This window comes from Halomarina salina (assembly GCF_023074835.1).
Lineage (GTDB): Archaea > Halobacteriota > Halobacteria > Halobacteriales > Haloarculaceae > Halomarina > Halomarina salina.
The window spans coordinates 1,166,951-1,188,535 of the sequence record NZ_JALLGW010000001.1; the positions used below are offsets into that span (position 1 = coordinate 1,166,951).

Consider the following 21,585-nt stretch of genomic DNA (forward strand, 5'->3'; position numbering starts at 1 on the left):
CGGGGACCGGTCGAGGTCGGTCGGTTGGGGGGTCGGAACCGTTCCGTGGCCGCGACCGGCAACTACTCCGATGGGTGGTAGTGATAAACCCCTGCCGTAGGTTCAAACGACCGCTTTACCGTCTGACGCACGTCGTTCGTGGCTGTCGCACGCGATTCGGACCTGGGCTGGGAACCGGTTCGCGCGCGTCGCTCGCCCGGTCACTGATTAGCCCTCGTCGCCTCCTCGACGGTATGGGAAAGCAGACGTGCGACGCCTGTGGGCGGCGCGTCCGGGTCGCCGGCGGTATCGCCAACCTCTGGACGTTCGACCCCGGCCCGAGCGAGGGGCTGGCGCTCGAACTCGCCGACGGCACCGACTGGTTCCTCTGTTTCGACTGCATCGACCGCCTCCCTGATGACCGGGACGTGACCGCGGCGGACGTCGAAGCGCTGGCATCTGAGTGAGGGAGTGGAGTATTCGGTGGATTCGGAGGAATCGTCTCGACAGACGCCGTGAACACTTCGAAAGCCCCGAGACGCTGGACTCGGGGGCCTCGCTGCGCTCCTCGGCCTCCGGCCTGCGGTGCTTGCGTCGGCCTCCTTCGCCCAGCGTCTCGCCCCTTTCAGTCCCCCCGCGATGACCAGTCAGACTGTCGATGCGGGTTGGACTGAAAGGGGCCGACCGCTCGTGAGCCGAAACGACGCAAGCACCACAGCGAACGCAGTGAGCGAGGAGCGCAGCGAGTTGCAGGCCACGAGCGGTCGGGGGCTTTCGAGGCGTCATCGACTTGCTCACCACCAGTAGATTCGAATCCACCGTTCACTCCTAGTCGGCAACTTTACGCCCGTCGTGGAACACCACCAGACGTGAAGCCGTCCCGCATCGTCGAGGAGTTCCCCGCCCCCTCTTTCCGCGGCGCGCAGGAACAGGCGCTCGCGGACATCCGCGCGGCGTTCGAGGCGGGCAACGACGTGGTCCTCGTCCGCGCGCCGACCGGCAGCGGGAAGTCACTGCTCGCGCGGGCCATCGCCGGGTGTGCCCGACGCGCTGGCGAGGACGACGCCGCGAAACCCGTCGGGTCGTACTACACGACGCCGCAGGTCTCACAGCTAGACGACGTGGCGAGCGACCCGCTCCTGACCGACCTCTCGCTCGTCCGGGGGAAGGGCAACTACTCGTGTATCCTGCCGGGCGAGACGATGACGCCCGTCGACCAGGCCCCCTGTGCGAGAGAGCGCGGGTTCGACTGTCCCGTCAAACACCGCTGTCCGTACTTCTCCGACCGGGACATCGCCTCGAACCGCGACATCGCGGCGATGACGCTCGCGTACTTCATGCAGATGGCCGGGTCGGAGGTGTTCGGCCAGCGAGACGTCGTCGTCGTCGACGAGGCCCACGGCCTCGCGGAGTGGGCCGAGATGTACGCGACCATCGAACTCGGCCCGTCGACGGTGCCGATGTGGGGGCAGAAACCGGCACCCGCAGTCGAGGACAGCGAGGACGCCGCGAAGTACGCGGACACCCTCGTCACGCTCTGCAAGCGCCGACAGGAGGAGCTGCGCAGCGAGATCGAACTGTCCCAGGAGGAGGTCGCCGAGCGCGACCGTATCGCCGAGTTGATCCGCGAGTTGCAGTGGTTCGTCGAGGACGCCCGCGACCCCGAGAGCGCGACGACGTGGGTCGTCGACCAGCACGAGGGTGCGGGCTCGAAGGTGGTCGTCAAACCGATGGACCCCGAGCGGTACCTGAAACACACCGTCTGGGACCGGGGGACGAAGTTCGCGCTCCTGTCGGCGACGATTCTGAACAAGGAGGCGTTCTGTCGGTCGTCCGGGTTGGACCCCTCGCGGGTCGCCCTCGTGGACGTCGAGCACACGTTCCCGGTCGAGAACCGGCCGCTGTTCGACGCGACACAGGGGAAGATGACCTACGAGCACCGCGAGGAGACCCTTCCCAAAATCGCGCGTCTCGTCGTCCGACTGATGCAGCGCCACCCCGACGAGAAGGGCCTGATTCACGCGCACTCGTACGCCATCGCCGAGGAGCTGGTGCGGCTGCTCAACGACTTCGGCGTCGGCGAGCGCGTCCGAACGCACGACTCGGAGGGGCGGGACGCGGCGCTGGACTCGTGGAAGCGTTCGGACGACGCCGACGTGTTCGTCTCGGTGAAGATGGAGGAGGCGCTGGACCTGAAGTACGACCTCGCGCGCTGGCAGGTGCTCTGTAAGGCACCGTACCCAAACACGCGGGATTCTCGGGTCGCCCAGCGCCTCGAAGACGGCCAGTGGGCGTGGTACTACCGCGCCGCCCTGCGAACCGTCATCCAGGCGTGTGGCCGGGTCGTCCGCGCGCCCGACGACAGCGGGGCGACGTACCTCGCGGACTCGTCGCTGCTCGACCTGTTCGAGCGAGCGCGGACCGACATGCCGCCGTGGTTCGCCGAGCAGGTCGACCGGATGACGGTCCCCGACCTACCCCCGTTCGACCCGGCAGCGGCCGTCGGTGAGAGCGGGAACGACGGCGGGTCGAGTGGAGGCGGAAACCGTCGCAGTCGCTCCAGGAAGCGCTCGCTCGACGACCACCCGCTCGGGGACGTCTGGCAGTAGTCGCCACGATATCGGCCAGCTACAGCATACTGATGAAGCCGATGAACATCGACGATATCATCAGCAGTGCCATCAGGAGGGCGAACAGTCGCTGACGGTCCATACCTCCGCCTACGGGTGAGTGGGCAAACCGCTTTCGACGCCGGGGGAAGAGCTTTGTGTACGTGTGGCATTGGCTCGCACATGGACGTGGACCCGTTCGTCATGTTCGACGAGGCCGTCGAGGAACGACTCGCGACGATTCGCGGTCGAGAAGGCGTCGAACCGGACGAAGAAGCCGAGTAGTCTACGCGTCAGTTCTGGCGGTGCGGGGTGTCGAGAGCGGTCGCTCTGGCTCGTTCACGACTGCCTGCCAATCTACTGTTCCAGGCCGCGGGCCGGGCTACTCCTCGCCGGCGTCGTCCGGGAGCACGTGGAGTCCGGCGCGACTCTTGAGGACGGTCACGGTGTCGGCGTCGGTGTCGAGGTACGATGGCCGGGCGACGGTCTTCGTCTCGTACGTGTCCGGGTCGAGCACCTGCACCGCGTGGTCGTCCTCGACGGCGACGAGCGTCGTCTCCCGTCCCTCCGAGACGTGGCCGAGTCGTCGCGCCTCGGGGGCGACGCCGTCGTCGCTGGAGGCCTCGTAGTGCTCGCCCGTCGTGAGGTAGTCGCCCTTGAGGTTGCCGTGGGCCGACCGGACGAGCACCGGGTCGTCGTCCGCTGGTTCGACGACGGTCCCGGCAGGGTACGGCGGCAGGCGGACGGCGTAGGTGACGCGGTACACCTCGTTGCCGTCCTCGTCCTCGGTGACGAGCGTCCGGGAGTTGGTGATGGTCCCGCCGAACCGACGGCGGACGCGTTCGGCGATGGCTCGGCCCATCTGCGTCGTGGATATCTTGATGTCCACGCCGTCCGCGCTCTCGTCGATCTCCGAGATGAACGCGTTGCGGTCGCCCTTCTCCTCGCGGGCCTCGATGTACTCCTCGGCCATCTCGACGGACTGCGTCACCTCCTCGTCGGTGGGGTTCCGCTCGACGGCCCGGACCTGCACGACGGAGGCGTAGAAGTCCCCGGCGATGCGCGAACAGCGGGTGCAGGTCTCGCGGGCGAACCGGACGCGCACCTGCACGTCCTCCTCCTGGACCGTCCCCCGCACGAGCCCCGAGAAGTTGCAGTGCATGACGATGGTGTTCTGGTCGACCTGTTCGGGGTCGACGAGCCACGACACCTCCTCGGCGTCGACGTGGACGCCCAGGGCCTCGCGGGTCTCCTCGACGGCGACGTCGGTGTAGTCGTCGGCTCCCACGTCGACCCAGCGGTTCCCGCGGTGGACCGCGCCGCAGCGCGCACAGACGCGGACCCGTAGCTCCTCGGGGACGTCCACGAGGTCGAAGTCCTCGAAGTAGCACTTGTCGCAGAGGTTCGCCTCCCGCCCGGACGGGTTGCCGGGTCGCGGCCCCGTCTCCCCGACGGGGTCGCCACAGCGCGGGCAGAACTCGCCCGACGTACGTGAACTCATTGCCGGAGGTAGCGCGTTCGGACGGTTAACTCCCGCGTCACGGGCCGCGGGTGGGTCGCCTGGGTTCGGCCCTCGGCGTCGGCTCCCAGACGCTCACTCGGTGTTCAGCGCGTACAGCCGTCGGACGAGGACGGCGACGACCACCGCCACGAGCGCACGGGTCAGCGGGACGGCGTACTCGTCGGTCGCCGTGGTGACGGTCACGGTCAGACGACTGCCGACGAGAGCCTCGACGGCGACGAGCAGACAGAGCGTCGCCAGCGGGAGGGCGCTGGCGTACGCCAGCCGAGCGAGGGAGTACGCCGTCGCGCCCAGCAGGTACCGCGCGCCCGCGGTCGGGTTCGCGGGCGGTGCCGTCCCGTCGGGTTCATCGGGTGTGGTGGCGTCGGCGGGCGCAGTCGGTTCGGCGCGACCCGTCGGGCCGTCCCGCCCGGCCGGGTCTCCCTGCCGGTCGCTCGTCTCCGGTCGCGTCGTGTGGTCGGTCATCGGTCCATCGGGAGGTCACCGGAGGACGACGGCCGCCCAGGGGACGGTCTCGCCCGTCTTCTTGTCGAGCAGTTCCCAGTACTCCGGGTCGACGCCGTGGAGCGCCGCACACGTCGCACACCAGAGGTGGTTGTTCGTCGGGTCCCAGTCGGTGTGGCCGTTCGGGCAGACGAACCGCCAGCGCGTCGGCGGGTCCGAGCGGTCGACGACCACGGGGGGCCGCGCGTCGTCGCCGCCGCTTCCGTCGGCGCAGAGACAGGTCGAAGGCATACTTGATTCCAACGTAGTGGACAGGTGATGATAAGCGACGTTCACGGGTGGGGTGAAACTGGACGACTTCGCGGAACTGCACGAGGGCGGCGGGACGGTTCATGTCGCTGGACCGTCGGGATTCCCGTCCCAGCGAGCGACTCGCCGGTCGGACCGGCGGGTACGGCGGCCTCGCCGTCGGGGAAACACGGGGGCGAAAGTGAAACTGGACGAGGAGGGGGAGGCGAACCGCCGGAGCCATGTGGGGTGTCCGCGTGGCTCGGACATGGAACGGGACGTCGATACGTTCGGGTCGCGTCGGTCCACGGTCTACGCCACGAACGGCGTGGTCGCCACGAGTCAACCGCTCGCCGCTCAGGCGGGCGTCCGGGTGCTGGAGGAGGGGGGCAACGCGTTCGACGCCGCCGTCGCCACCGCCGCGGCGCTGAACGTCACCGAACCCACCTCGACGGGCCTCGGCGGGGACGTGTTCGCGCTGTACCGCACGGCCGACGGCGAGGTCGGTGGGATGCGCTCGTGTGGCGGTGCGCCCCGGGAAGCGACCCGCGAGAAGGTGCGGGAGGCCGTCGCGGGCGAGAACGACGAGACGACACCCGAGGACGCCGAGATGCCACACCTCGGCCCGCACACCGTCACCGTGCCGGGGACCGCCCGCGGGTGGGAAGCGACCGTCGAGCGGTTCGGACGGCGTTCGCTCGCCGAAGCGCTCGAACCGGCCATCCGGTACGCCACGGAGGGCTACCCGGTCAGCGAGGTCATCGCCAGCCACTGGACCGGCGCCGAGGACCTGTTCGAGTCCGACCACGCCCGCGAGGCGTACCTCGTGGACGGTGAGCGCGCGCCCGAGGCGGGCGAGGTGATGGTCCTCGACCGACTCGGCGAGTCGCTGCAGGCCATCGCCGACGAGGGCGCGGACGTGGTGTACGAGGGCTCCATCGGCGAGGCAATCGTCGAAGAGGTGCAGGCGGAAGGCGGGTTCATGACGATGGACGACCTCCGAGCGTTCGAACCGGAGTTCGTCGACCCCGTCTCGACCACCTACGAGGGGGTGGAGGTGTTCGAACTCCCGCCGAACAACCAGGGCCTCATCGCGCTGGAGGCGCTCAACATCGCGAGCGAACTCGACGTGGCTAGCGCTACGGGCGTCGAGCGCTACCACCGCCTCGGCGAGGCGATGAAGCGAGCGTTCCACGACGGCCACCGCTACATCACCGACCCCGAGTTCGAGGAGGTGCCGCCGCTCGCCTCTCGCGAGTGGGCGGAGAAGCGCGCGGCTGACGTGACCGACGAGGCGAGCGACGTCTCGTTCGGCGTCCCGGACTCCCACGCGGAGGATAGCGCGGGACAGGGTCCCGCTGACCCTCGGGACCCGAACCTTCCCGAGGACGCGGACACCGTCCTGCTCTGCGTCGCCGACGACGAGGGGAACGTCGTCTCGTACATCAACTCGCGGTTCGCGGGGTTCGGCTCCGGTCTCGTCGCCGGAGACACCGGCATCGCCCTCCAGAACCGGGGCGCGTCGTTCTCGCTCGACGACGACCACCCCAACCGGCTGGAACCGGAGAAGAAGCCGTTCCACACGTTGATTCCGGGGCTACTCAGGTTCGACGAGGACGACTGGGCGGCGTTCGGCGTGATGGGCGGGTTCATGCAACCGCAGGGTCACCTGCAGGTCGTCACGAACCTCGTCGACGAGGGGATGACGCCACAGGAGGCGCTCGACGCGCCGCGCTGGCGGTACCGGGAGTCCGGCCGACTGGCCGTCGAGACGCGCATTCCGGGTGACGTGCAGAACGGCCTGGTCCGGCGGGGCCACGACGTGCAGGTGCTCCCGCCGGTGATGTTCGGCGGCGCGCAGTTCGCCCGGAACGCCGACGGCGTCCTCTCGGCGGCGACGGAGCCGCGGAAGGACGGGAACGCGACGGGCTTCTGACCGTCTGAACCCGCGGCTCCTCCGTCGGACGACGTACTGAGAAATGGTTCGCCGGGTGGTAGCTGGTCAGTCGTTGCGGACGCTCGCGCGGTTCTGCAGCGACTCGCCGCCCTCCTGCGTGAGGAAGCACTTCGAGCGGTGGCCGTCGCCGTGGTCGGTGTACGACGGTGCCTCCTGCTCGCAGGGGGTGACGAACGCCGAGGACAGCACCTCCCGAGCCTCGGCCATCTCCCCGGCGACGACGTGGTCGATGGACTCGCCGAGCGTCCGTTCGGCCGCCCGGTCCGAGAGGCGCTCCGGCAGGTCGTACTCCCGACGGAGTTCGGCTTCGAGTTCGGCGTCCGCGTCGGTCTCGGCCGGGCCAGTGCTCAGTAGCTCCCGCGTCGCCTCGACGTCGAGGCCGCCCTTCACGACGCCGTCCCGGAAGTTGAGGAGCGACCGCCACTCGGACTGTTCGAGGTCGTACTCGTCGGGCTGGATGACGCGGTGACAGCGCGTGTGGAACCGACAGCCCGAGGGCGGGTCCGTCGGGCTGGGGACGATACCCTTGAGTTCGATGTCGTCGCGTTTCCGGCGCGGGTCGGGCCGCGGAACGGCCGACAGCAACGCCTCGGTGTACGGGTGCTGCGGGTTCGAGAACAGCTCCTCCGTGTCACCGATCTCGACGATCTCGCCGAGGTACATGACCGCGACGCGGTCGCTCACCTCGCGGATGACCGAGAGGTCGTGACTGATGAACAGCATCGACAGTCCGTACTTCTCCTGCAGGTCGTTCATCAACGACAGTATCTCGGCGCGAATCGAGACGTCGAGCGCGCTGACGGGTTCGTCGGCGACGACGAGGTCGGGGTTCAACACGAGCGCTCGGGCCAGTGCGATGCGCTGTTTCTGCCCGCCCGAGAACTCGTGGGGGTACCGGTCGTAGTCGTCGGCCGAGAGGCCGACGTCTTCGAGCAGGTTCTCGACGATGGCCCGCCGACGCTTCTTGTCGGTCATCCCGTGGACCTCGAGCAGTTCGGCGACCGACCCGCCGACGGTCATCCGCGGGTCGAGGCTCGACGAGGGGTCCTGGAAGATCATCTGTGCGTCCCGGCGGAACGCCTTCAGCTGGGCGTCGCCGAACTTCGTCACGTCGTTCGTCTCGCCGGCCTTCGCGGCGGCGGAGTTCCGACCGTTGAACAGGACCTCGCCACCGGTCGGCTCTTCGAGCCGGATGATGGACGTGGCCGCAGTCGACTTCCCACAGCCGGACTCGCCGACCAGCCCCAGCGTCTCGCCCTCCGCGATGTCGAAGCTGATGCCGTCGACGGCACGTGCCGCCCCGACCTGTCGCGAGAGGATACCCTGCTTGATGGGGTAGTGCTTCTCGAGGTTCCGCACCGACAGCAGCGGTCGCTCAGTCATCGGCGGTCCCTCCACTGGTCGCCGGGGTAGTATCGTCGCCGGTGATGGCCGACTCGTCGTAGCCCGACTGGTAGTAGACACAGGAGACGCAGTGGTCGTCGGTCAACCGTGCTTCCTCGGGCTGGCCGCCCTCGAAGCAGTCGTCGACGGCGTACTCACACCGGGGGGCGAACCGACAGCCGTCCGGTGGGTCGGTCGGGTCCGGCAGGGTCCCCCTGATGCCCGCCGCCGCCCGCCCGCCGCCGGGGAGACACTCAAGCAGGGCGCGGGTGTAAGGGTGTGACGGCTGCTCGAATATCTCGTAGACGGTCCCCCGCTCCATCACTTTGCCGGCGTACATGACGACGACGTGGTCGGCGATTTCCGCGACGACGCCCAGGTCGTGCGTGATGAACAGGATGCCCATCCCGTACTCCTCCTGGAGCCTGCCGAGGAGCTTGAGTATCTGTGACTGGACGGTCACGTCGAGTGCGGTCGTCGGTTCGTCGGCGATGAGGAGGTCCGGGTTCGTCACCAGCGCCATGGCGATCATCACGCGCTGTTTCTGGCCCCCGGAGAACTCGTGGGGGTAGTCGTCGAGGCGGGCCGCCGGGTTGGCGATGCCGACCTCGTTGAGGAGCTCGATGGCCCGCTTGCGAGCCTCGGCCTTCGAGACGTCCTCGTGCATCTGGACGGCCTCGACGATCTGCCAGCCGACCGTGTAGCAGTGGTTGAGCGCGTCCTGCGGGTTCTGGAAGACGTGGGCGATGTCGCCCCCGCGGATGCGCCGAAGCGCTTTCTCCGGGGCACGGGCGAGGTCGACGTAGCCACGCGTAATCTCGCCGTTCCGTCGTCGCTCGACGACGACGAACTGGTCGTCGTCGCCGGGTCGGTCGCGGTCGTCGACCGCTCCGGCTCCCGCCTGCGTCACGTCGAAGACGGCCTTCGGGTACGCGTCGGCGAGCTCCCGGACCGACTCCATGTCGCGGAACGCGACCTTCCCCGTCACCTCGCCCGGTGGCGAGGGGATCAGTTTCGTGACGGACTCGCTGGCGACGGTCTTGCCGGAGCCGGACTCGCCGACGATGCAGAGCGTCTCGCCCGCACGGACTTCGAAGTCGATACCGCCGACGGCGGTGAGCAGTCCGCCGTCGGTCTTGAACGTCGTTCTGAGGTCCTCTACAGAGAGGAGTGGTGTGTCGGTCATTACGATTCAGCCTCCGCCTGGGCCTCGGGGTCCAGTGCGTCGAGTGCTCCGTCGCCGATGAAGGCGAACGCGAGGATGGTCAGGAACAGCAAGATTCCCGGTGCGAGCGTGATCCACGGCGCGAACGAGAGGTCGTTGCGCCCCGCGGAGATGAGGATGCCCCACGACGCGATTCCCGTGTCGCCGAGTCCGAGGAACGCCAGCTGTGCCTCGGCGAGCAGGAACGCGGGAATCAGCAGCGTGAGGTCGGTGACGATACTGCTCGCGGTGTTCGGGACGATGTGTCGTCGGATGATGCGGTAGAGGCTCGCCCCGCTCAGCTGGACGGCCTTGATGTACTCCTCCTGGGACTTCGCGAGCGCGTTCGACCGGACGTAGCGTGCGGTCCCGCTCCACGAGAAGAACCCGAGCAGGAGGATGAACAGCGTGAGGTCCGCGCCGTAGATGTAGAGGATGAGCAGGTAGAGGATGAGCGTCGGGAACGACTGCATGATGTCGACGTAGCGCATCAGCACCTCGTCGACGAGGCCGCCCGCGTACGCGCTGACCGTGCCGACCGCCGTCCCGATGCTGATGGCGATGAGCGTGGTGACGAACGCGATCTTCGCGCTGACCTGCATCCCGTAGATGATCATCGTGAGGATGTCCCGTCCCTGTCCCGTCGTCCCGAGGGGGTACTGCCACGTCCCGTGGCAGACGCCGTTCGCCTGCGTGCCGACGCAGTCGAGGACGAAGTTCGTACTCACCGTCCCGTACACCGGCGGCTGGTACTTCCGGAAGAACTCGGCCTGGGGGTAGTCGAGGAACAGCGGCCCGACGATGCCGACGCCGAAGACGAAGCCGAGCATGGCGAGGCCCACCATCGCCGGCCGGTTCTTCTTGAACTCCGACCAGTAGTAGCGTGTCATGCGGGGGTTCTGGTACAGCGGTAACACCGCGTAGAACACGAACACGAGCAGGGAGAACGCGAACAGGTAGTCGAGCCCTTCGACGTTGTAGTCCCAGCCGATGGCCGCGAACGTGGGGGCTTCGTTCGCGAGGTAGACGCCGTCGTAGAGCACCAGTGCGAGCAACGCGCCGGTCGTGACGACGATGCCGAGGAAGTTCACCGAGAGGTAGCGGTAGTTGCGGACCAGCGGGACGAGCCCCATGAACACGTAGGTGAGGAGGCAGAAGACGAGCGTCCAGTGGAACAGCGAGACGTCGTACTCCCAGCCGACCGCCGCGAACGTCGGCTCGCCGCTGGCGACCGCGACGTCGTAGACGAGCACCAGGACCAGCAGTCCGAGCGCTCCGAGGTACGCACGCATCGCCCTCCCACTCCCCGTCGGAGCGTCCCGCGCGATATCGTCCCAATCGACCGTATCGAACCGTTCTGATGTGTTTTGTGCAGCCATTATCGATCGTCGAAGCTAATCCGCGGGTCGAGGACGGTGTAGACCAGGTCCTGGATCAGGTTGCTGATCGTCCCGACGAAGGTGAAGAACAGCGTGAACCCGAGCACGACGCTGGTGTCCTGCGCGATGATGGCGTCGTAGCTCAACCGGCCGATACCGGGAATCCCGAAGACGATCTCGACGAGCAGCGACGACCCGACGAACAGCGCGAGGAGCTGTGCGACCATCGTGGTCGACAGCGGCACCATCGTCGGCCGCAGGACGTGTCGCGCGTAGATGCGGTAGCGCGAGACGCCCTTCGCCTTGGCCGTCTTCACGAAGTCGGCGGTCATGTACTCCGAGGACTCGTTGCGCGAGACGCGCATGATGCCGCCGATGGAGCCCGTCACGAGGACGAACACCGGCAGAACGAGCTGTCGGACGTTCTCGAAGCTGAACAGGGCCGCGTCGGTGCTGTACAACACCGGCACCCACCCCAGTTGGACCCCGAATATCAACAGGAGGATGATCCCGAAGAAGAAGTTCGGAATCGCGTAGCCGAAGAAGCTGATGCCCGTCGCGACGTGGTCCTTCCAGCTGTACTGACTGGCGGCCGAGTACAGCCCCGCGATGGGTCCTAACGTGATCGTCAGCAGCGTCCACGGTATCGAGTACTGTGCGGTGTAGTAGAGCGCGTTGAGTACCGACTCCGTGACCGGTTCGTTGTTCATCGTCGACCAACCCCAGTCCAGCGTGTACACGCCGGTGACGTACTCGACGTAGCGCTCGGTGAGTGGTCGGTCGAGTCCGCGAAGCTGTCTGATACGGTCTGCCGCCTCGGTCGGGCTGTCACCCTGGAGCGCCGCCTGAGTCGCAGCCCGTTGTACTTCCGGGTTCGGCGCTGCAGAGAGCAGAACGAACGTGACGCTGATGATGATGAACGTCACCACGAAGGTCCAGGCGAGCCGGCGTGTGATATACCATCCCAATCCCATGTGTGTTGTCGTTATATCGAATAGCGGTTAATGTGTCGCACTGTACGTCACGAACCGAGAGGAGACCCGGTGTCTACTCGCTGCGGTACCAGGTCGACTCGTTCCAGCCGTTGAAGAAGTTCTCCTCGGGACCTTCGATGCCCGAGCGGTAGCCGATGGTGTCGTCCGCGAAGACGAGCATCCCGAGCGGCTGCGCCTCCGACACCTCCACGAATATCTGCGTGAGCGCCTCCTGGACGGCCTCCTGGCTCTCGGCGGTCGACGCCTGCTCGAACAGTTCGGCGGCGTTCCACTCGGGCTGGTAGCCGTACGGGTTGTACGCCGAGTCCTCGATGAAGAACACGTCACCGGCCGTCGGGTTCAGCGGGTAGGTGTTGAGTCCGTAGACGATGGACATGTCCCACGACTCGGAGCTGGTGACCTCGTAGGGGCCGGCGTTGGCCACGCCGTTGCTCCACTCGTACTCGTCGGGGTTCTCCGGCACCTGCTGGTACCAGTAGTCGTCGCGGAACGTCGTGCCCTGAATCTGCTGGGCGTTGACGGTGATGCCCGCGTTCGCCTCGTACTCCTGTTTGATGTACTGCGCGAGGTCCTCGTTCGTGCTGGACGTCGGACTGAAGTACAGCGATATCTCGACCGGGTTGCCGTCGGGGTTGACGAGCTGGTCGCCGTCGTAGCTGTAGTCGGTGTCCGAGATGGCCTCCTGGATTCGGCTCCGGGTCGCCTCCGGACCGTAGAGGTCACCGACACCGTACCGCGAGATATCGGCGTCGTCCGGGTACCACTTCGACCACTCGGGCTGCCACGTGAAGTGGGGCTGCGCGTAGCCGTTGTAGATACCGTCGGCGATGGCCTGCTTGTCGACGGCACAGCCGAGGCCCTGCCGGAACGTCTTGTTCCTGAACAGGTTCCCCGGGCCCGCGGTCCAGCCGTTGTCACGGAAGTTGTACGCGATGATGCGGTTGTACGGCTGCGGGACGACGTTGACGTACGTCCCGTCGTTGCTCTGGAACTCGTTGACGCGGTTCTTCGGGAGCCCCGCCGTGTCGATCTCGCCGTTCTGCAGCGCACCGAGACGCGAGGACTGCTCGGGGATGACGCGGACCTCGAGGGTCTCGAAGTACGGGGCGTTGCTGAACGCCTGGTCGGCCCCCTCGGCGTCGCGGAGGTAGTAGTCGTCGTTCCGAGAGAACGTGATGCGCGAGTTCCGTTCCCAGTTCTCCAGGGTGTACGCCCCGAGGTTCCCCGCGAACGAGAGGTCGAGGAGCTCCTCGTCCTGCTGGAACCCTTCGGCGTCCTGCTCCTCGACGTACGGTTCCATCAGTTCCTTCGGGATGGGGTAGAGGAGCGGGTCGTACGTCTCCGGGTAGAGCGGGTTCACCTGTGGCAGTTCGATGGTGAACTCGTAGTCGCCCGTCTGCTCGACGGTCATGTCGCTGGTCCAGCTGTTGGAGTCGGCGGTCGCCGCCCACTCGCTCATCTGGACCTCGTTGATCTGGTAGACGAAGTCCTCGGCGGTGACCTCCCCGTACGGGTCGCTGAACGTCAGCCCCTCGCGTACCGTCGCGGTCCAGGTCTGGTTGTCCTCGGAGGTGAGTTCGTAGACGCGGGGGAACATCTCGGTGCCGGGCTTGAAGCCGTAGCCCATGTCGAGGGCGTAGGCGATGACGCCGCCCGCCGTACTCTCGTTGTTGTACAGCGGATTCAGCGTGCCGAGCGAGTTCCCGATCGCCGTCCGGTAGGTACCGCTCGGCTCCGGTCGCTCGCCGTCGTCGGTGCTGGTGCCCTGGGTCGTCCCGAGCGGGTCGTCCGTCCCGTTCTCGGTCCCCGTCGAGCTCGGATCCTCCGTCCCGTCTCCCCCGCCCCCAGAGCTACACCCCGCGAGAGCCGCGGCACCAGCGACGCCGATTCCCTTGAGCCAGGCTCGGCGGTCGATCTTCTTGTGCTGGTTATCATCACGACATTCGTAGTCACGTGACATGCAATGTGAGAATGGTACACGCTGTTATTACTCTTACGAAGCGTATTTTGAGATATAAGTACGTATCGAGGGTAAAATTCCAATTTTAGCCACGAATGCACTGGCGAAGGAGACGAACTCTCCGGAGTGGGTGCTGGAACTGGAACAATTGTCACTCGTCCACCGGCCGTACGCTACCGTTGACTGTTCATTCTTCATCGTCGATAATGCATAAGTGTCACGTTCCGTCGTGCTGGCGTCGACGCGTGCGGTCCCTGAAGTCGGCGTTACTGTCACGCCAAGAGTTATCCTCGTCGACTCCGCGCGACTGGTATCGACATGAACGGGCCGCTGCTCTCCGTCGTCGACCTCCACACGCAGTTCCACACCGACGAGGGGACCGTCCACGCGGTCGACGGCATCGACTTCGACGTGAACGCGGGCGAGACGGTCTGTATCGTCGGCGAGTCCGGCTCCGGCAAGACCGTCACGAGCGAGTCCATCACGAAGCTCCTCCCGATACCCCCCGGCGACATCCCCGAGGGACGTATCGAGTTCCGCGACCTGGAGACGGTGCGGGAACTCGCCGACGCCTTCCCCAGACACGTGTTCGACGTCGTGGAGGGCGAGGACCGCGAGCAGGGCCACGGTGAGCAGCAGGTCGGCGACGACCAGTTCGTCGTCGTCGAGGAACGCTCCGGTGAGGACATCACCCGTGGGTACGTCGACCTCACCCGTGCGCCCGAGCAGGCGCTCCGACACATCCGTGGCGGCGACGTCGCCCACGTCTTCCAGAACCCACAGAGTGCCCTCGACCCCGTCTACACGGTCGGCTGGCAGATCGTCGAGGCCATCCAGTTGCACAGCGACACCGACGACGCGACCGCCCGGGAGCGAGCCATCGACCTGCTGGACCGGGTCGGCATCCCCGATGCCGCGACCCGCGTCGACAACTACCCCCACGAGTTCTCCGGCGGGATGAAACAGCGCGTCATCGTCGCGATTGCGCTGGCGTCGAACCCGGCGCTGCTCGTGGCCGACGAACCGACGACGGCGCTCGACGTCACCATCCAGGCGCAGATTCTGGGCCTGCTCCAGGAGATACAGGACGACCTCGACATGGCCGTCCTGTTCGTCACGCACGACCTGGGCGTCGTCGCGGAAATCGCCGACCGCGTCGTCGTCATGTACGCCGGCGAGGTGATGGAGACCGGTGACGTGTTCGACCTGTTCGAGAACCCAGCGCACCCCTACACGCGGGCGTTGCTGGAGTGTCTCCCCGGCCGGGGAGACGAGACGGTGTCCATCGATGGCTCGCTCCCGAGTCCGACGGCCCCCCCGGACGGCTGCCGGTTCGCGCCGCGCTGTCCCCACGCCGTCGAGGAGTGTACGACTGGAGACCAGCCGCCGTTACATCCCGTCGAGGACCGCGACCAGACTGTCTCGTGTGTCTACTACGGCGACGACTACGACGAGCGCGTCGTCCAGACGGCGTTCTCGTCCGCCCAGGACTCCTCGGCTCGGACGGACGGCGGACCGGTCGCGGACGACGACTCCGTCCGGTCCGAGGCGGTGAGCGATGAATGACACTCCCCTGCTCCGGGTGACCGGCCTGGAGAAACACTACCCCATCACGCGGGGCCTCCTGAAGCGGGAGGTCGGTCGCGTCCGCGCGGTCGACGGGGTTGACTTCGAGGTCGCTGCCGGCGAGACGCTCGGCCTCGTCGGCGAGTCCGGCTGCGGGAAGTCGACCGTCGCCACATCGCTGCTCCGACTGGAGGAGCCGACGGCGGGCGAGGTCCGGTTCGACGGCGAGGACGTCACCACGTACGACAAGCAGCGGTTGAAGCGGTTCCGGCGTCGCGCACAGATGATCTTCCAGGACCCGACGTCGAGTTTCGACCCGCGGATGTCCATCGGCGAGTCGGTCGCCGAACCGCTCCTCGTCCACGGTATCACCGACCGGTCGCGCCGCCGCGAGATAGTGATGGACCTGCTCGAACGCGTCGGCCTGTCGGCCGAGGACGTCGACCGGTACCCCCACGAGTTCTCCGGCGGGCAGAAGCAACGCGTCGCGCTGGCCCGAGCGCTCGTCGTCAATCCGCAGCTCCTCGTCGCCGACGAACCCGTCAGCGCGCTCGACGTCTCCATCCAGTCCGACATCCTCAACCTGATGAACGATATTCAGGAGGAGTTCGACCTGGCGATGCTGTTCATCAGCCACGACCTGGGCGTCGTCCGCGAGGTGTGCGACCGCGTCGCCGTCATGTACCTCGGCGAGATTGTCGAGGTCGCCCCGACCGAGGCGCTGTTCTCGAACCCGCAGCACCCCTACACGACGTCGCTGCTCGGGTCGATTCCGCGGCCCGACCCCACCCAGCGCGGGGAGTCCGTCACGCTGGTCGGCGACGTCCCGAGTCCGTCGAACCCGCCCGCTGGCTGTCGGTTCCACACGCGCTGTCCCGAGGTCATCCCGCCGGCAGACTACGCGTTCGAACAGGGGGCGTGGCGGTCGGTGCAGGACCTCCGCCAGCGCATGCGCGAGGGTCCCCTCGACCTGGAGACGGTTCGTACCGCCCACGGGGAGTCGGTGGGGGATGCCGAGGGCGAGTCGGTCGCGGGCGACGAGCAGTTGAAGCAGGGTCTCCGGGCGGAGTTCGACATCCCACGGCAGTTGTCGGACCCGGAGGGCGACGCGGTCCTCGAACGGGCGCTCACCGCCGAGGTCGAAGGCGACCACGAGGAGGCACGTGACCTGCTCGACGAGGCGTTCCGGACACCGTGCGAGCAGACCTACCCGGAACTCCGGGAGACGGAGGCGGGGTGGGAGGCGGCCTGCCTGCTCCACGAGGACCAGCGTCAGCGCGTCGAACGACCCGCAGACGACTGACCGGGCCCACGAGACCCCGGCTCGCGCGTGTTCGTGACCACTGTCCGACGACGGTGACGTTTAACCCTCTCGTCGCCAATACACTGGATATGGAGTGGAAACCCGACTGGGGACTGCGTGGGCGGATGGTGCTCACCATGTTCCTGCTCTTCGCCCTCTACATCGTGTTCGTCGGCGTCCTGTGGACGTTCTCGGGGAGTGTCCTCCTCGTCGTCGCGATCATGGGGGTATTCTCGATAGCACAGTTCTTCTTCAGCGACAAACTGGCGTTATATTCGATGGGGGCCAGCGAGGTGTCCGAACAGGAGTATCCGGAGCTCCACGCGATGGTGTCGCGACTGAGCCAGCAGGCCGACCTGCCGAAGCCGACGGTGGCCGTCGCCGACTCGCGGGTGCCCAACGCGTTCGCGACCGGCCGGTCTCAGAAGAGCTCCGCCGTCTGCGTGACGACGGGCATCATGAACACGCTGAACGAGGAGGAGCTAGAGGGCGTCGTCGCCCACGAACTCGCGCACGTCAAGAACCGCGACGTGATGGTGATGACCATCGCCTCGTTCCTCTCGACGCTCGCGTTCCTCGTCGTGCGCTTCGGCTGGTGGTTCGGCGGGGGCCGACGCGAGAACGGCGGCGTCATCGTCGCCATCGTCGCTTCGCTCGTGGTCTGGGTGGTGTCGTTCTTCCTCATCCGGGCGCTCAGCCGCTACCGCGAGTACGCCGCGGACCGCGGCGGGGCGGTCATCACCGGGAACCCGTCGGCGCTCGCCTCGGCGCTGCTGAAGATATCGGGGCAGATGGACCGCGTCCCGCAGGACGACATGCGCGAGCAGGCGGAGATGAACGCGTTCTTCATCATCCCCATCAAGAGCGGCTTCATCGGTCGCCTGTTCAGCACCCACCCGAGCACCGAACAGCGCGTCGAGCGCCTCCGTGCGCTCGAACGCGAACTGGCGTAATCTCGGCCGCTCGCACGCCCCGCCCCGTCGCTTCTCTTCGACCCTCCTCGCCGTCGCTCCGGTCGTGCCGAGTCGTGTGGCTCTAAGACGTCCGGGACTGTACGACGGGTATGGGCATCTTCGACTCCCTCCGCTCGGCACTGGGAATCAGCGCGGAGGCCGACGCGACCCGGGCGGCCGCGCCGGAGGACCTGTTCGGGATGAGCACGGCGTACATGACGATGCAGGCGGACCTGGGCTACGACCCGACCGGCGAGGCGGCGCTCTGCTTCTCGAACGTCGACTCGACGGCGTTCACCGAGACGATGGACGAGGTGGAGGCCATCCTCGAAGCCGGGGAGATAGAGACCGGGACGCAGGCCCGGTTCGCGGGCGACAGCCACGGTTACCAGTGGGTCGTGCTGGAGGACGACGACTTCGAGGACCTCGTGACGAGCATCCACTTCGCCGCGGACACGTTCGTCGAGCAGGGGTTCGGGTCGCGCCTGCTCGCCGCGCTGTTCGCCTTCGAGAAGGCCGACACGGGGCCGGGGACGGGATCGGCCGCCGCCGGGCAGGTCGCCTACTGGGTGTACTCGTTCCGCCGCGGGGCGTACTACCCGTTCGCGCCGTCGGGCGGTCACGACCGGGACTCGTCTGTCGAGTTCAAACTGGAGAGCATCCTCGACGGCGAACTCACCGTCGAGGCGGAGAAGGACTACTGGTACCCGCTGTGGCCCGAGGGCGACGGCCGCCCGTGGGGGTAGGGCCGTGTCGTCGGACCGCATCGCGCTCTCCGACCACTTCCGCGTCGGCGCGAGTGCCGACACGGGCCACAACGCCGGTGAACTCTCGCCGGGCGTCTACCGCGTCGTCGGCACCGACGCCGACCGCGTGACGCTGCTGGAGGTGGCCGACGGGTCGGGCGACCGCGTCCACACCGGCCGCGTCGAGCGCGTCCCGCGCGCTGCGCTCGACGGGTTCGAGCGAGTGGACTCCCCCGACTCGTCAGGACTCTTCGCGACCGCTCGGAACCGACTCCGTGGGTTCGCCCTCACCCTCCGGTTCGCCCCGCGGCGGCTGGCGGGCCGCCCCGTACAGACCCTCCTCGGCGTCGCGCTGGTCGCCGCGGACTCGCTCGGTTCGTCGGTGGCCCCCGGTGCTCCCGAGTCGCTGCTGACCGTCGCGGGCGTCTGTGGCGTCCTCCTCCTCACGGCGGCGGCCATCGACCGGCCGTGAACTGCCGCTCTTCCACGACCGCCGTTCGTTCTCCGCCACTCCCCTGATAGACTCTCGCGTGTGTGAACGACGACCACGCTGCAGTCGGACGGTTTCACTTTCAGTACGCTGTTAACGAGACTTTATACCCGGAGCGGCGCAAGCCACGTTCATGGCAGGACCAGCAGACCTCGAGAACCTCCCCGGTGTCGGCCCCGCGACCGCAGAGAAACTCAAGGAGAACGGCTACGAGTCGTACCAGGGCATCGCCGTCGCCTCCCCCGCCGAACTGTCGAACACGGCGGACGTCGGCGAGTCGACCGCCCACGATATCATCCAGGCCGCCCGCGAGGCCGCCGACATCGGCGGGTTCGAGACCGGCTCGCAGGTGCTCCAGCGCCGCGAGCGCATCGGGAAGCTCGAGTGGCTCATCCCGGAGGTCGACGAGATGCTCGGCGGCGGCGTCGAGACCCAGTCCATCACCGAGGTGTACGGCGAGTTCGGTGCCGGGAAGTCCCAGGTCACCCACCAGCTCTCGGTCAACGTCCAGCTGCCGCCCGAACAGGGCGGTCTCGGTGGCAGCGTCATCTTCATCGACTCCGAGGACACGTTCCGCCCCGAGCGCATCGAGGAGATGCTGTTCGGCCTCGACGACGAGGTGCTGCAGGCCGCGATGGACGACCGCGAGATAGAGGGGTCGCCCGGCGACGCGGAGGCCGAGCAGGCGCTGCTCGAAGCGTTCCTCGACAAGATCCACGTCGCGAAGGCGTTCAACTCCAACCACCAGATCCTCCTCGCCGAGAAGGCCCAGGAGATAGCGAGCGAGAACGAGGACAGCGACTACCCCGTCCGACTGCTCTGTGTCGACTCGCTGACCGCGCACTTCCGCGCGGAGTACGTCGGCCGTGGCGAACTCGCCAACCGGCAGCAGAAGCTCAACAAGCACCTCCACGACCTCGACCGCGTCGGGAACCTCTACAACGCGGCCGTCGTCGTCACCAACCAGGTCCAGTCGAACCCGGACGCGTTCTTCGGCGACCCGACCAAGCCCATCGGCGGGAACATCCTCGGCCACAAGTCGACGTTCCGGATGTACCTCCGCAAGTCGAAGGGCAACAAGCGCATCGTCAAACTCGTCGACGCGCCGAACCTCCCCGACGGCGAGGCGGTCATGCGCGTCACCGGCGAGGGTCTGAAGCCGGAGTAAAGCGCGCGTTCAGAACTGAGCGCTCCCGTTCTCGGCGACGTCGACCGTCGCCCTCGGGCGGGCGCGTCACTGTCGTGTTTCCTGTTCTCTCTCCTCGACGCTGCCGACCATCCGGTATGCTTCGACCCGGTGAGCCACAGCGTCCCCTCGTCGGTCGCTTCGTGAACTCCGTACCGCGAGAAGTGTCTTGGGGGAAACCGGCCGACTCAGTCTTCGGTCTTCGTCCGGTCGATCTCGAGTTCGCCGGTGTGGATCTTCGCGCCGTCCTGTGCGACCTTCTCGGCGAGGACGGCGCACTTGATGCGCATCGGCGAGATGTCGACGCCGAGCAGGTCGATGACGTCGTCCCGGTCCATCTCCTCCAGTTCGTCGAGCGTCGTCCCCGGCAGTTCCTGCGTGAGGAGGCTCGCGCTGGCCTGCGAGATGGCACAGCCGTCGCCCGAGAACGCGACGCGCTCGATGGTCTCGCCGTCGTCGGCGAGACGCACGTCGACCTGGATGGTGTCGCCACAGGTCGGGTTCTCGCCGACGTGCGAGAACGTGGCGTCCTCCAGTTCGCCGTAGTTGCGGGGGTTCTTGTAGTGGTCCAGTATCTGCTGTCGATACATGTCCGAGCCGAGTCCCATCGTTGGCTACGCTACGAGAGTGCCGCTGAAAACGGTTCCGGGCAGTCACGCGACGGGGCCGGCGGTAGGTTCGGGACCGTCACCGACTGTACGGGCCGTGAACCGCGTGGTGACTGTTCGTCTGTGAGAAACCCGAGACCGGAGGGGTCAGTCGGCGCTCGGCGCCGCGCCGCGCGTTCCGTGGTCGTCGGTATGGCCGGCGGGGTGCTCGTTGAACCGGTGGGGTGAACGGAGGTACGCGATGAGGCTCCACATTACACCGGTGAGGAGCGATCCGGTCGCCGACATGGTCATGCCGAGCGTGTAGAACGTCGCGCCGTAGACGAGGCCGATGGTGGCCGACGGGAGGGTCGTGCCGAGCGGGACGTTCGCCATCGAGTCCCGGAGGGTCGGCACCAGCACGGCGAGCGAGAAGACGCTCCCCGCGAGGAAGACGAGGTCCTGCCACATCATGGTCGAAGCTGTGCATCTGCTACGTGGTTAGCGGGTGGTACAACCATCGACGCCAGCTAGCCGAAGGGTGCTAAAAAGATTTACTAAACATCGAGTAAGTATATTCGTGAACGTTCGATTTGCCACCGTGCCGCACGATTCTGCCGGGGCAGTCGGCGGCCGGTCGGCTCGCTCGTGAGCAGCCGACGAATCGGTCGCCGAACCGGGGAACGGGCTATCCCTATAGGTGGAACACTCTTGCAACGCTACCAGTCACTACGGACGATGGACCCCGCGAACGCTGGCGAGACGGCCGCGCCCGCCACCGAGCTACGACCGGGGCTGTTCGCCTGCGGTGTCGGAACGTCGGGGCTGGCGCTGACCACGGCCGTAGCGGCCGTGCTGCTGGGGTCGTGGAGCGGGACGCTCGCACTCGGGCTCGCGGTGGCGACGGTGACCGCCGCGGCGGCCGGTGGCCGCATCGTCGCGGCGTCGTACTGAGCCGAGACTCGTGGTGCGTCGGGAATCGTACTGCGTCGAGTGTCGTATCGAGCCAGACAGCGTATCGAACGAGATGTCGT

General features: G+C 67.1%; 20 protein-coding genes. 10 read left to right on the top strand and 10 right to left on the bottom strand.

The genetic code is table 11. The features are described 5' to 3' along the window. The first annotated feature begins 233 nt into the window (after nt 1-233). Together MX571_RS05960 and MX571_RS05965 are read left to right on the top strand one after the other, a co-directional pair. A complete protein-coding gene (locus MX571_RS05960) occupies nt 234-446 on the top strand; it encodes a DUF7561 family protein (RefSeq protein ID WP_247414672.1) in 213 nt (70 codons plus the stop codon). Between the two features lie 402 nt (nt 447-848). Continuing rightward, nucleotides 849-2,588 carry a helicase C-terminal domain-containing protein gene (locus tag MX571_RS05965; protein ID WP_247414673.1) on the top strand — a complete coding sequence of 580 codons (1,740 nt, stop codon included), beginning with the start codon at nt 849-851 and terminating at the stop codon, nt 2,586-2,588. Nucleotides 2,589-2,970: 382 nt separating this feature from the next. Here MX571_RS05965 and MX571_RS05970 read toward each other — a convergent pair whose 3' ends face one another. The 3 genes from MX571_RS05970 to MX571_RS05980 form a co-directional block, all read right to left on the bottom strand. Then, nucleotides 2,971-4,089 carry a 60S ribosomal export protein NMD3 gene (locus tag MX571_RS05970; RefSeq protein WP_247414674.1) on the bottom strand — a complete coding sequence of 373 codons (1,119 nt, stop codon included), beginning with the start codon at nt 4,087-4,089 and terminating at the stop codon, nt 2,971-2,973. A 93-nt stretch (nt 4,090-4,182) separates the two neighbouring features. Next, the gene (locus MX571_RS05975) at nt 4,183-4,575 is read right to left on the bottom strand and encodes a hypothetical protein (protein WP_247414675.1); all 393 of its coding nucleotides are present in this window, start codon (nt 4,573-4,575) and stop codon (nt 4,183-4,185) included. 15 nt (nt 4,576-4,590) lie between these two features. Next, on the bottom strand, nt 4,591-4,845 hold the full coding sequence (locus MX571_RS05980) for a hypothetical protein (protein WP_247414676.1): 255 nt from the start codon (nt 4,843-4,845) through the stop codon (nt 4,591-4,593). A gap of 265 nt (nt 4,846-5,110) precedes the next feature. On the opposite strand from MX571_RS05980, the gene MX571_RS05985 reads away from it, so the two are divergent. Beyond that, nucleotides 5,111-6,778, top strand: a complete 1,668-nt coding sequence (locus MX571_RS05985; RefSeq protein WP_247414677.1) for a gamma-glutamyltransferase family protein — start codon at nt 5,111-5,113, stop codon at nt 6,776-6,778. Between the two features lie 66 nt (nt 6,779-6,844). On the opposite strand, the gene MX571_RS05990 is transcribed toward MX571_RS05985, so the two are convergent. The 5 genes from MX571_RS05990 to MX571_RS06010 form a co-directional block, all read right to left on the bottom strand. Further along, nucleotides 6,845-8,182 (bottom strand): ABC transporter ATP-binding protein, encoded by a 1,338-nt coding sequence (locus MX571_RS05990; protein WP_247414678.1) that lies wholly within the window; start codon nt 8,180-8,182, stop codon nt 6,845-6,847. Next, on the bottom strand, nt 8,175-9,368 hold the full coding sequence (locus MX571_RS05995; protein WP_247414679.1) for an ABC transporter ATP-binding protein: 1,194 nt from the start codon (nt 9,366-9,368) through the stop codon (nt 8,175-8,177). Before MX571_RS05995 ends, MX571_RS05990 begins: the two co-directional genes overlap by 8 nt. After that, complete coding sequence (locus tag MX571_RS06000; RefSeq protein ID WP_368409039.1) at nt 9,368-10,519, bottom strand: ABC transporter permease; 1,152 nt, start codon at nt 10,517-10,519, stop codon at nt 9,368-9,370. The genes MX571_RS05995 and MX571_RS06000 overlap by 1 nt, the downstream gene beginning before the upstream one ends. 245 nt (nt 10,520-10,764) lie before the next feature. After that, nucleotides 10,765-11,739: an ABC transporter permease gene (locus MX571_RS06005; RefSeq protein WP_282594465.1), complete on the bottom strand. Its 975-nt coding sequence runs from the start codon at nt 11,737-11,739 to the stop codon at nt 10,765-10,767. Between the two features lie 73 nt (nt 11,740-11,812). Beyond that, entirely contained in the window at nt 11,813-13,720 is a 1,908-nt protein-coding gene (locus MX571_RS06010; protein ID WP_247414682.1) for an ABC transporter substrate-binding protein, read from the bottom strand. A 318-nt stretch (nt 13,721-14,038) separates the two neighbouring features. On the opposite strand from MX571_RS06010, the gene MX571_RS06015 reads away from it, so the two are divergent. From MX571_RS06015 to radA, 6 genes are all read left to right on the top strand, one after another. Further along, entirely contained in the window at nt 14,039-15,286 is a 1,248-nt protein-coding gene (locus MX571_RS06015) for an ABC transporter ATP-binding protein (protein ID WP_247414683.1), read from the top strand. Further along, on the top strand, nt 15,279-16,589 hold the full coding sequence (locus MX571_RS06020) for an ABC transporter ATP-binding protein (protein ID WP_247414684.1): 1,311 nt from the start codon (nt 15,279-15,281) through the stop codon (nt 16,587-16,589). The genes MX571_RS06015 and MX571_RS06020 overlap by 8 nt, the downstream gene beginning before the upstream one ends. Nucleotides 16,590-16,678: 89 nt before the next feature. Continuing rightward, entirely contained in the window at nt 16,679-17,542 is an 864-nt protein-coding gene (htpX, locus tag MX571_RS06025; RefSeq protein ID WP_247414685.1) for a zinc metalloprotease HtpX, read from the top strand. A gap of 110 nt (nt 17,543-17,652) precedes the next feature. Beyond that, on the top strand, nt 17,653-18,288 hold the full coding sequence (gene pspAB, locus MX571_RS06030) for a PspA-associated protein PspAB (protein WP_247414686.1): 636 nt from the start codon (nt 17,653-17,655) through the stop codon (nt 18,286-18,288). 4 nt (nt 18,289-18,292) lie between these two features. After that, entirely contained in the window at nt 18,293-18,760 is a 468-nt protein-coding gene (locus MX571_RS06035) for a hypothetical protein (RefSeq protein WP_247414687.1), read from the top strand. Nucleotides 18,761-18,911: 151 nt separating this feature from the next. Beyond that, nucleotides 18,912-19,946: a DNA repair and recombination protein RadA gene (gene radA / locus MX571_RS06040; protein ID WP_247414688.1), complete on the top strand. Its 1,035-nt coding sequence runs from the start codon at nt 18,912-18,914 to the stop codon at nt 19,944-19,946. Between the two features lie 206 nt (nt 19,947-20,152). On the opposite strand, the gene sufU is transcribed toward radA, so the two are convergent. Both sufU and MX571_RS06050 read right to left on the bottom strand, forming a co-directional pair. Next, the gene (gene sufU / locus MX571_RS06045) at nt 20,153-20,572 is read right to left on the bottom strand and encodes a Fe-S cluster assembly sulfur transfer protein SufU (protein ID WP_247414689.1); all 420 of its coding nucleotides are present in this window, start codon (nt 20,570-20,572) and stop codon (nt 20,153-20,155) included. A 147-nt stretch (nt 20,573-20,719) separates the two neighbouring features. Next, nucleotides 20,720-21,025: a hypothetical protein gene (locus MX571_RS06050; protein WP_247414690.1), complete on the bottom strand. Its 306-nt coding sequence runs from the start codon at nt 21,023-21,025 to the stop codon at nt 20,720-20,722. Between the two features lie 264 nt (nt 21,026-21,289). Here MX571_RS06050 and MX571_RS06055 point away from each other — a divergent pair, with 264 nt between their 5' ends. Continuing rightward, nucleotides 21,290-21,505: a hypothetical protein gene (locus tag MX571_RS06055; RefSeq protein ID WP_247414691.1), complete on the top strand. Its 216-nt coding sequence runs from the start codon at nt 21,290-21,292 to the stop codon at nt 21,503-21,505. Nucleotides 21,506-21,585 lie beyond the last annotated feature (80 nt).

Coding starts and splice junctions, on each gene's coding strand:
- pspAB (WP_247414686.1), top strand. CDS start 17,653: ATGGGCATCTTCGACTCCCTCCGCTCGGCACTGGGAATCAGCGCGGAG.
- MX571_RS06005 (WP_282594465.1), bottom strand. CDS start 11,739: ATGGGATTGGGATGGTATATCACACGCCGGCTCGCCTGGACCTTCGTG.
- htpX (WP_247414685.1), top strand. CDS start 16,679: ATGGAGTGGAAACCCGACTGGGGACTGCGTGGGCGGATGGTGCTCACC.
- MX571_RS05985 (WP_247414677.1), top strand. CDS start 5,111: ATGGAACGGGACGTCGATACGTTCGGGTCGCGTCGGTCCACGGTCTAC.
- MX571_RS06050 (WP_247414690.1), bottom strand. CDS start 21,025: ATGATGTGGCAGGACCTCGTCTTCCTCGCGGGGAGCGTCTTCTCGCTC.
- MX571_RS06010 (WP_247414682.1), bottom strand. CDS start 13,720: ATGTCACGTGACTACGAATGTCGTGATGATAACCAGCACAAGAAGATC.
- MX571_RS05980 (WP_247414676.1), bottom strand. CDS start 4,845: ATGCCTTCGACCTGTCTCTGCGCCGACGGAAGCGGCGGCGACGACGCG.
- radA (WP_247414688.1), top strand. CDS start 18,912: ATGGCAGGACCAGCAGACCTCGAGAACCTCCCCGGTGTCGGCCCCGCG.
- MX571_RS06055 (WP_247414691.1), top strand. CDS start 21,290: ATGGACCCCGCGAACGCTGGCGAGACGGCCGCGCCCGCCACCGAGCTA.
- MX571_RS05990 (WP_247414678.1), bottom strand. CDS start 8,182: ATGACTGAGCGACCGCTGCTGTCGGTGCGGAACCTCGAGAAGCACTAC.
- sufU (WP_247414689.1), bottom strand. CDS start 20,572: ATGGGACTCGGCTCGGACATGTATCGACAGCAGATACTGGACCACTAC.
- MX571_RS06020 (WP_247414684.1), top strand. CDS start 15,279: ATGAATGACACTCCCCTGCTCCGGGTGACCGGCCTGGAGAAACACTAC.
- MX571_RS05975 (WP_247414675.1), bottom strand. CDS start 4,575: ATGACCGACCACACGACGCGACCGGAGACGAGCGACCGGCAGGGAGAC.
- MX571_RS06000 (WP_368409039.1), bottom strand. CDS start 10,519: ATGGGGCTCGTCCCGCTGGTCCGCAACTACCGCTACCTCTCGGTGAAC.
- MX571_RS05960 (WP_247414672.1), top strand. CDS start 234: ATGGGAAAGCAGACGTGCGACGCCTGTGGGCGGCGCGTCCGGGTCGCC.
- MX571_RS05970 (WP_247414674.1), bottom strand. CDS start 4,089: ATGAGTTCACGTACGTCGGGCGAGTTCTGCCCGCGCTGTGGCGACCCC.
- MX571_RS05995 (WP_247414679.1), bottom strand. CDS start 9,368: ATGACCGACACACCACTCCTCTCTGTAGAGGACCTCAGAACGACGTTC.
- MX571_RS06015 (WP_247414683.1), top strand. CDS start 14,039: ATGAACGGGCCGCTGCTCTCCGTCGTCGACCTCCACACGCAGTTCCAC.